The organism is Streptomyces sp. 351MFTsu5.1 (genome assembly GCF_000383655.1).
In the GTDB taxonomy this organism is placed as follows: Bacteria; Actinomycetota; Actinomycetes; order Streptomycetales; family Streptomycetaceae; genus Streptomyces; species Streptomyces griseorubiginosus.
This window is the reverse complement of record NZ_KB911781.1, coordinates 466493-474314: the sequence shown is the minus strand read 5'-3', so window position 1 is coordinate 474314 and position 7822 is coordinate 466493. Positions and strand designations below refer to the sequence as shown.

The 7822-nt window shown below is 68.9% G+C and carries 6 protein-coding genes and 1 pseudogene; 4 read left to right on the top strand and 3 right to left on the bottom strand.

Translation table 11 applies throughout. The annotated features are described in order from the left end of the window. A pseudogene (locus H295_RS0118990) lies at positions 1–1925 on the top strand (peptidase S8); the annotation flags it as partial. 73 nt (positions 1926–1998) lie between these two features. Beyond that, positions 1999–2769, top strand: coding sequence for a group II truncated hemoglobin (locus H295_RS0118985; protein ID WP_020136920.1), 771 nt, complete (start codon positions 1999–2001; stop codon positions 2767–2769). 30 nt (positions 2770–2799) lie between these two features. Here the strand turns inward: H295_RS0118985 and H295_RS0118980 are convergent, their stop codons facing one another. Continuing rightward, positions 2800–3702: a helix-turn-helix domain-containing protein gene (locus tag H295_RS0118980; RefSeq protein WP_020136919.1), complete on the bottom strand. Its 903-nt coding sequence runs from the start codon at positions 3700–3702 to the stop codon at positions 2800–2802. 186 nt (positions 3703–3888) lie between these two features. Here H295_RS0118980 and H295_RS0118975 point away from each other — a divergent pair, with 186 nt between their 5' ends. Next, the gene (locus tag H295_RS0118975) at positions 3889–4929 is read left to right on the top strand and encodes an NAD(P)-dependent alcohol dehydrogenase (protein ID WP_020136918.1); all 1041 of its coding nucleotides are present in this window, start codon (positions 3889–3891) and stop codon (positions 4927–4929) included. Positions 4930–5037: 108 nt separating this feature from the next. Here the strand turns inward: H295_RS0118975 and H295_RS0118970 are convergent, their stop codons facing one another. Further along, entirely contained in the window at positions 5038–5961 is a 924-nt protein-coding gene (locus tag H295_RS0118970) for a DUF5829 family protein (RefSeq protein WP_020136917.1), read from the bottom strand. 245 nt (positions 5962–6206) lie between these two features. Here H295_RS0118970 and msrA point away from each other — a divergent pair, with 245 nt between their 5' ends. Next, positions 6207–6719, top strand: a complete 513-nt coding sequence (gene msrA / locus H295_RS0118965) for a peptide-methionine (S)-S-oxide reductase MsrA (RefSeq protein WP_020136916.1) — start codon at positions 6207–6209, stop codon at positions 6717–6719. A gap of 25 nt (positions 6720–6744) precedes the next feature. Here msrA and H295_RS43355 read toward each other — a convergent pair whose 3' ends face one another. Further along, complete coding sequence (locus H295_RS43355; RefSeq protein WP_020136915.1) at positions 6745–7548, bottom strand: MBL fold metallo-hydrolase; 804 nt, start codon at positions 7546–7548, stop codon at positions 6745–6747. Positions 7549–7822: the final 274 nt, after the last annotated feature.

Here is a 7822-nt window from a genome sequence, read left to right as displayed (position 1 = left end):
AGGGCGCCCTGACGGGTTCGACGAAGGGTGGCAAGTACACGCCGTTCCAGCAGGGTTCGGGTCGTATCCAGGTCGACAAGGCCATCAAGCAGACCGTGATCGCCGAGCCCGTGTCGGTGAGCTTCGGCACCCAGCAGTGGCCGCACACCGACGACAAGCCGGTCACCAAGCAGCTGACCTACCGCAATCTCGGGACGAAGGACGTGACGCTGAAGCTGGCGTCGACGGCGACCGATCCGAAGGGGCAGGCGGCTCCGGCGGGCTTCTTCAAGCTGGCGGCGACCACGGTGACGGTTCCGGCGGGCGGCAAGGCCTCCGTCGACGTCACGGTGAACACCAAGCTGGGCGGCACGCTGGACGGTGCCTACTCGGCGTACGTGACGGCGACCGGCGCCGGTCAGACCGTCCGCACCGCGGCCGCGGTCCAGCGCGAGATCGAGTCGTACGACGTCACGATCAACCACATCGGCCGTGACGGAAAGCCGACCGCCGACTACAACACCATCCTCTACGGCTTCTCGGGTCTCGGCGAGGGCCGCGGCTACCAGGTCACCGTCTCGCCCTCCGGTACGACGACGATGCGCGTCCCCAAGGGCAGCTACCTGCTGGACGCCTGGATCGCCAAGGACTTCGTGAACTTCGAGGGCGGCGTGGACTGGCTGGTCCAGCCCAAGCTGGACGTCACCAAGAACGTCTCCGTGACGATCGACGCCCGCAAGACCAAGACGTCCGACATCACCGTCCCGGACGCGCAGGCCAAGCAGCAGCTCGGCGTGATCAGCTACAACTACGACGCGGCGGGCATCGGCTTCAGCGTCGGTCTGCAGTCCTTCGAGGGCGTCCGCGTGGCCCCGCTCGGCGGCGACGTCTCCGGTCTGCACCAGACCTGGAGCGGTCAGTGGACCAAGGGTGACCAGACCGAGTACGACGTGGCCACCACGGCCGACGTCAAGAAGCTCCAGGGCGACAAGGTCCGGCACTTCAAGGCGGGCGAGCTCGCCACCGTGAAGAACACCCTCGGTTCGGGTGCCTCCGGCAAGACCGGCGCGATGACCGTGATGGGCTTCTTCCCGACCGACTTCACCCTCGGCATGGCGTTCGAGCAGAAACTGCCGAGCACCCGCACGCTGTACCTGTCGACGGTGGACAAGATCAAGTGGTCGTTCGACCTCTCGCAGTACAAGGGCAAGGACGCGGACGGCTTCCCGATCACGGAGGCCTACTACAGCCTGGACGACGCGCAGACCTTCAAGGCGGGCCAGAAGTACTCGAAGACCTTCAACACGGCGGTCTTCGGCCCGCACCTGAACAAGTACTACGGGCTCTTCCGCTACGAGAACGCGATCTACGGCATTGTGCCGCTGTTCGCAGACGGGGCCGGCCACGCCGGTTCCTCCGACTTCACCGCGGTCAGCACCAGCCTGTACCGCAACGGCGTCAAGGTCGGCACGAACGACGACCCGCTGTTCGGCGGCAAGGAGTTCACGGTCCCGTCCGGCGAGGCCAAGTACAAGCTGACCACGTCGGTCAAGCGCAGCGTCAAGGTCGCGGCGGCCTCCACCCGCATCGACGCGAGCTGGGAGTTCAAGTCGAAGAAGCCGACCGGCGACGGGGCGGCCACCCTCCCGGCCTCCATGGTCCGCTTCAACGCGAAGACGGGTTCGGACAACCGGGTCGAGGCGGGCAAGACCGTCAAGATCCCGCTGACGGTCGAGGGCGCCGCCAAGGGCTCGAACCTGAAGTCCCTGTCGGTGTACGTGTCGTACGACTACGGCCAGACCTGGAAGAAGGTCACGGTCACGGGCGGCAAGATCACCGTGAAGAACCCGGCGAAGGGCAAGGCCATCTCCTTCCACGCCAAGATCGCCGACAAGAAGGGCAACAAGTCGACGATCTCGATCTACAACGCGTACTACGGGAAGTGACCTGTAGGCAGCGCTGACCAGGGCGCCCGCCGGAAGCACAGCTTCCGGCGGGCGTTCGTGTTTGAGTGGCCGTATGACCACAGAGACCGTCGAGTACATCCGCTACCGCATCCCGGAAGACCGCTCGGCGGAGTTCCTGTCCGCCTACACCCACGCCTCGGCCAAGCTGGCGGCGGCCCCGCAGTGCGTCGACTACGAACTGGCGCGCTGCGAGGAGGACTTCGAGCACTACGTGCTGCGCATCACCTGGACGTCGACCGAGGACCACCTGGAGGGCTTCCGCAAGTCGGAGCTGTTCCCGGACTTCCTCGCCGACATCCGGCCGTACATCGAGAACATCGAGGAGATGCGGCACTACAAGCCGACGGCGGTCCGTGGCCGGGGCGCCGCCGTCCCCACGCTGTTCGCCTGGGCGGGCGGCGCGGAGGCCTTCTCCCGGCTCACCACGGTCTTCTACGAGAAGGTCCTCGCCGACGACCTCCTGGCCCCGGTGTTCGAGGGCCTGGCCCCGGAGCACGCCGAGCACGTGGCGCTCTGGCTCACCGAGGTCTTCGGCGGACCGCCCGCCTACTCGGAGACGCAGGGCGGACACGGCCACATGGTCGCCAAGCACCTGGGGCGCGGGATCACCGAGCCGCAGCGCCGCCGCTGGGTGAACCTCATCCAGGACGCGGCCGACGAGGCCGGCCTGCCCACCGACCCGGAGTTCCGCTCGGCGTTCCTCGCGTACGTGGAGTGGGGCACCCGTCTCGCGGTCCACTTCTCGGGCCCGGACGCGAAGCCGCCGACGGAACAGCCGGTACCCGTGTGGACGTGGGGGGCGGCGCCGCCGTATCGGGGCTGAGACGGAAGAGGGGGAGGGTGGCGGGCTTGCTCAGGGCCGCGCCGACTCCCCCGCCCGGGTCGCGTCCGCGCCCCAGCTGGCCAGGAGACGCAGGGCTTCCGCCGAGGGGGAGCCCGGTTCCGCGTGGTAGGTGATCAGGGCCTGGTCGGTGCCGTCGGACAGGCGGAAGGACTCGAAGTTCAGGACCAGGTCGCCGACCAGCGGATGCCGGAGGCGCTTGACGCCGTAGCCCTTCTCCTTGACGTCGTGCGTGGCCCACAGCCGCCGGAACTCCTCGCTCTTCAGCGAGAGCTCACCGACCAGCGTCGACAGCAGCGGGTCGTCGGGGTGGCAGCCGGCGTCCATCCGCAGATAGCTGACCATGTCGTACGCCTTCTGGTCCCAGTCCACGAAGAGATCCCGGTACTCCGGCCTCAGGAACACCAGCCGGGCCCAGTTCCGCTCCGCCACCGGCAGCTCCGACCAGTCCCCGAAGACCGCCGCCGCCATCCGGTTCCAGGCGAGGATGTCCGACCGGCGCCCCGAGACGTACGCCGGGACCTCGATCGAGTCCAGCAGCTGGCGCAGCGGCCCGCGCACCTGCTCGGTCCGCGCGCCCGTCTTCTTCTTGTGCTGCTTCGGCTTCGCCAGATGCGTCAGGTGCGCCTGCTCGGCGTCGCTCAGCCGCAGCGCGCGGGCGATCGCGTTCAGGACCTCCGCCGAGACGTTGCGCCCGTTGCCCTGCTCAAGGCGGGTGTAGTACGCCACGGAGACGCCCGCCAGCTGCGCCAGCTCCTCGCGCCGCAGCCCGGGCACCCGGCGGTGCCGCCCGAACTCCGGCAGCCCCACGTCCTCCGGCTTCAGCCGGGCCCGCCGGGTGCGCAGAAACTCGCTGAGCTCGGCACGCCGGTCCAGTGAGCCGCCTCCGGTGCGTTCCTCGGCCATCTCGTCCATACGTCAAGTATTCACGGTCGTACGCACACGATCCTGTCCCCGCCAGTAGTAGGCACAGCGAACGTAGGCTGAGCGGTGACCTGGGTGGATGCCGGTTCTCCGGGCACGCTGTACATCGTGCCCGGACGGATGGAACACGACAGAAGGCAGCCGGGCGCGCACCCCCCTTCGAGGAGAACCACCCTCATGACCACTGTTGCCGCATACGCCGCCCCCGCCGCCAAGGCCCCCCTGGAGCGCACCACCATCGAGCGCCGGGCGGTCCGCGAGCACGACATCCTGATCGACATCAAGTTCGCCGGTATCTGCCACTCCGACATCCACCAGGCCCGCGAGGGCTGGGGCGAGGCCATCTTCCCGATGGTCCCGGGCCACGAGATCGCGGGCGTGGTCTCCGAGGTCGGCCCCGGTGTCACCAGGTTCAAGGTCGGCGACCGCGTGGGCGTCGGCTGTCTCGTCGACTCCTGCCGTGAGTGCGAGAACTGCAAGGCCGGCCTGGAGCAGCACTGCACCGGCGGCAACGTCGGCACATACAACGCCGTCGGCAAGGATGGCGAGCCCACCTACGGCGGCTACTCCGAGAAGGTCGTCGTCGACGAGAACTTCGTGGTCGGCATCCCCGAGGGCCTGGCTCTCGACGAGGCCGCTCCGCTGCTGTGCGCCGGCATCACCACGTACTCCCCGCTCAAGAAGTGGGGTGCAGGGCCTGGCAAGAAGGTCGCCGTGATCGGCCTGGGCGGCCTCGGCCACATGGGCGTCAAGATCGCGCACGCGCTGGGTGCCGAGGTCACCGTCCTGTCGCAGTCCCTGCGCAAGAAGGACGACGGCCTGAAGCTGGGCGCCGACCACTACTACGCGACCAGCGACGAGAATACCTTCAAGGAGCTGGCGGGCAGCTTCGACCTGATCCTCTCCACGGTGTCGGCCCCGCTGGACTTCGGCGCGTACCTCGGCCTGCTCAAGGCGGGCGGCGCCCTGGTGAACGTGGGCGCCCCCGAGGAGCCGGTCTCCCTGAACCTGTTCTCCCTCATCGGCGGCAGCAAGACCCTTGCCGGTTCGGCGATCGGCGGCATCGCCGAGACCCAGGAGATGCTGGACTTCTGTGCCTCGCACGGCATCGGCGCGGAGATCGAGCTGATCGCCGCGTCCGAGATCAACGAGGCGTACGAGCGGGTCGTCAACAGCGACGTGCGGTACCGGTTCGTGATCGACACGGCGACGATCTGACACCTACCGCTTGAGTGGAGGGCCCCGGCGAGCTGCCGGGGCCCTTCGGCGTACGGCGGCTTTCCTTTTTTGGGGGGCAGTGAGCCGCCCCCGATACTTGCTGCCCTTCTACGGGGTGCCGTTGGCCGGGAAGGTCCACACCGCGTGGCTGCCGGGTCCGACGGTGAGCGTCGAGTTGCCGATCTGCTCCACGTGCCGGTCCTTCACGGGCCGGTTGAGGGACAGGGTGACCCGCTGCAACCCGGCCTGCGCGCGCGGCACGGCGTCGAGCCGGATCGTGGTGCCGCCGCCCTCCGCGACCACGCCACCGCCGGCGACGGTCCGCACGCTGAACCCGCCGGCCCGCAGCAGCGGCACGGTGTCGGCGAGGTCGCCCTCGGTGACGGCGAGGTGGACCGAGGTGATGTCACGCATCAGGTGGTTGCGGTAGTCGTCGGAGAGATAGCGCTCCCTGCCGACATCGCCGGGAAAGCTCGCCGGCTCGGTGTTGCTGCGGGGATCGGCGAAGTACTCCGGCCGGTACTCCATCGCCCAGGCCTGGAAGGCGTCGTACTCGGTGGCGGTGAGCAGCGCGTCGAACCACGGCACGGGCACCCCGTCACCGAAGTCCCGGGTCTGGAGGAACTCGACGGGGGTGGCGCCCTCGCTCTTCATGCGCTCGGCGACGGTGGCCAGGTCGCCGTCCCGTTCGGTCGACACGCCCAGTCCGGCGGCGCCGAGCGTGCCGTCCGGGCCGGGGAGGTCACCGACCCCGAACAGCTCCAGGTAGGTCTCGCGCCCCCGCAGATAGCGGCCGGTCCAGGTCTGCCCGCCGGAACCGGTCGTGGTGCGGACCTCGAAGCTCGCGAAGTCCTTCAGGTAGTCGGAGTGCTCGATGGCATCGGCGGTCTCCCGGTCGAGCACACCGTAGGAGTGGTTGTAGAACAGCAACTGCCGGTCGTAAGTGGATCCGCTTCCGCTTCCTTCGGCCTGGGCCGTGCCCACACCGCCCCCGACCGCTCCGACGAGGGTTACGGCGAGTACGACGATCATCCGTAATGTCCGACGAATCAGCATGCGGGGATCGTAGGACAGGGTGTCCGCGGCCAGGGCTCCTTTTCGGCGGAGGCCGAATGACGGACAGGCGGCGTTTGGGATGCATGGGATGCCGTACGGCGGCACAGGGAGGCGGAATCCGCGGGACCCTTCCCGCGTTGAGCACAGTGGGCGTGGACTGCCGGTGAGAGGTGGGCCGAGCGCCTCGAGTGACCGAGCGGACTGATATGGGAGGAGCGGCAATGGCTGCGCAGACGCAGAGGGCCGTGCTGGCGGGCGGATGCTTCTGGGGGATGGAGGAGCTGATCCGCCGTCTTCCCGGTGTGACGGCGACCCGGGTCGGATACACCGGGGGCGACGTGCCGAACGCGACGTACCGCAACCACGGCACCCACGCGGAGGCCATCGAGATCCTCTACGACCCCGAGCGGACCGACTACCGGGCCCTCCTGGAGTTCTTCTTCCAGATCCACGACCCGAGCACCAAGAACCGCCAGGGCAACGACATCGGCCTCAGCTACCGCTCGGCGATCTACTACGTCGACGACGAGCAGAAGCGGATCGCCGAGGACACGATCGCGGACGTGGACGCGTCCGGCCTGTGGCCCGGCAAGGTCGTCACCGAGGTCGAGCCGGTCGGCCCCTTCTGGGAGGCCGAACCGGAGCACCAGGACTACCTCCAGCGCTACCCCGACGGCTACACCTGCCACTTCCCCCGCCCGGGCTGGAAGCTGCCGGAGCGGGCGAAGGACTGACGCGCGGGAGAGCCGGCCGGTCCTCCTACTGTTCTCGCTGTTCTCGCTGTTCTCGCTGTTCTCGCTGTTTCCGCACCCGCGCCTGCTCCAGGTTGGAGCGGTGGGGGACGGCCAGCCATTCCGCGGCCGCGAGGCGGGCGTCGGCCGGTTCCTCTCCCCGCCGCAGGGCGGCGATGTAGGCGCGGTCGGCGGTGAGGCGGGCCGTCACCTCGCTGCCTCCGGCGAGAGCGCCGTGGCCGGGGACGACGACGTCGGCGTGGGCCGCGGCCTCCTCGAGAAGGTCCAGCGCTGACTCGTAGGCGCTGAGCTGATCGTCCTGACGGATGTCGAGGAGCGGGATCAGCACGTCGGAGAGCATGTCGCCGACGAGCAGGACACCGCGGTCCGAGAGCAGGAGCGCGGCGTGGCCGATGGCGTGCGCTCGATGCTCGATGACCTCGCCCGGCAGCGGACTGCCGTCCGCAGGCAGCGGGGTCAGGAGCGCGACCAGGTCGAGAGGAACGCCGGCCGCGCTCTGCGCCGCCATTGCCTGCGCCCGTTCCCGGGCCTGTTCGGCGAGGTGGGCGCAGGCGGGCGTGGCGTAGCGCGGCACGTCACCGAACCGGGGGTGCCAGAGCAGGTGGTCCCAGTGGGGATGGGTGGAGAACCCGGCGACCACCGGCACACCGAGCTCGGCCACGTCGTCGGCGAGCCGGTCCAGCTCGGCGCCGTGGATGCCGGGATCGACCAGGACCAGCCCCTCGTCCCCGCGCACCACGACCGAGTTGGACCAGACCCACCCGCTCTGCCGCACCCAGACCCCGTCCGCCACCTGCATCAGCTCACCCATGCCCGCTCCCTTTCGCTCGTTCACAGAGCTGGGACTGCGGGCGGCCACCGAACTCATCGTTGTGGTTTCGTTCGGTTTCTCCGGTCGCGCTGAGCGGCAAGGTTCTTGAAGGGTCTTGAGAGGAAGTCGGGGGCCCGTGTCCAGGAGTGACATGATCGCAGCGACCACGCCATCCTCCGCACGATCCCTGTGGAAGGACCCGTATGCCGCGCTGGACCCGCGCAACAGGACTCAGTCTCCTGTGTGCTGCGATGATCGTTCCCGCCGCCGCATG

Excerpts from the sequence above, each read along its gene's own strand:
- H295_RS0118985 (WP_020136920.1), top strand. The coding sequence starts at position 1,999 with ATGACCACAGAGACCGTCGAGTACATCCGCTACCGCATCCCGGAAGAC.
- H295_RS0118980 (WP_020136919.1), bottom strand. The coding sequence starts at position 3,702 with ATGGACGAGATGGCCGAGGAACGCACCGGAGGCGGCTCACTGGACCGG.
- H295_RS0118975 (WP_020136918.1), top strand. The coding sequence starts at position 3,889 with ATGACCACTGTTGCCGCATACGCCGCCCCCGCCGCCAAGGCCCCCCTG.
- H295_RS0118970 (WP_020136917.1), bottom strand. The coding sequence starts at position 5,961 with ATGATCGTCGTACTCGCCGTAACCCTCGTCGGAGCGGTCGGGGGCGGT.
- msrA (WP_020136916.1), top strand. The coding sequence starts at position 6,207 with ATGGCTGCGCAGACGCAGAGGGCCGTGCTGGCGGGCGGATGCTTCTGG.
- H295_RS43355 (WP_020136915.1), bottom strand. The coding sequence starts at position 7,548 with ATGGGTGAGCTGATGCAGGTGGCGGACGGGGTCTGGGTGCGGCAGAGC.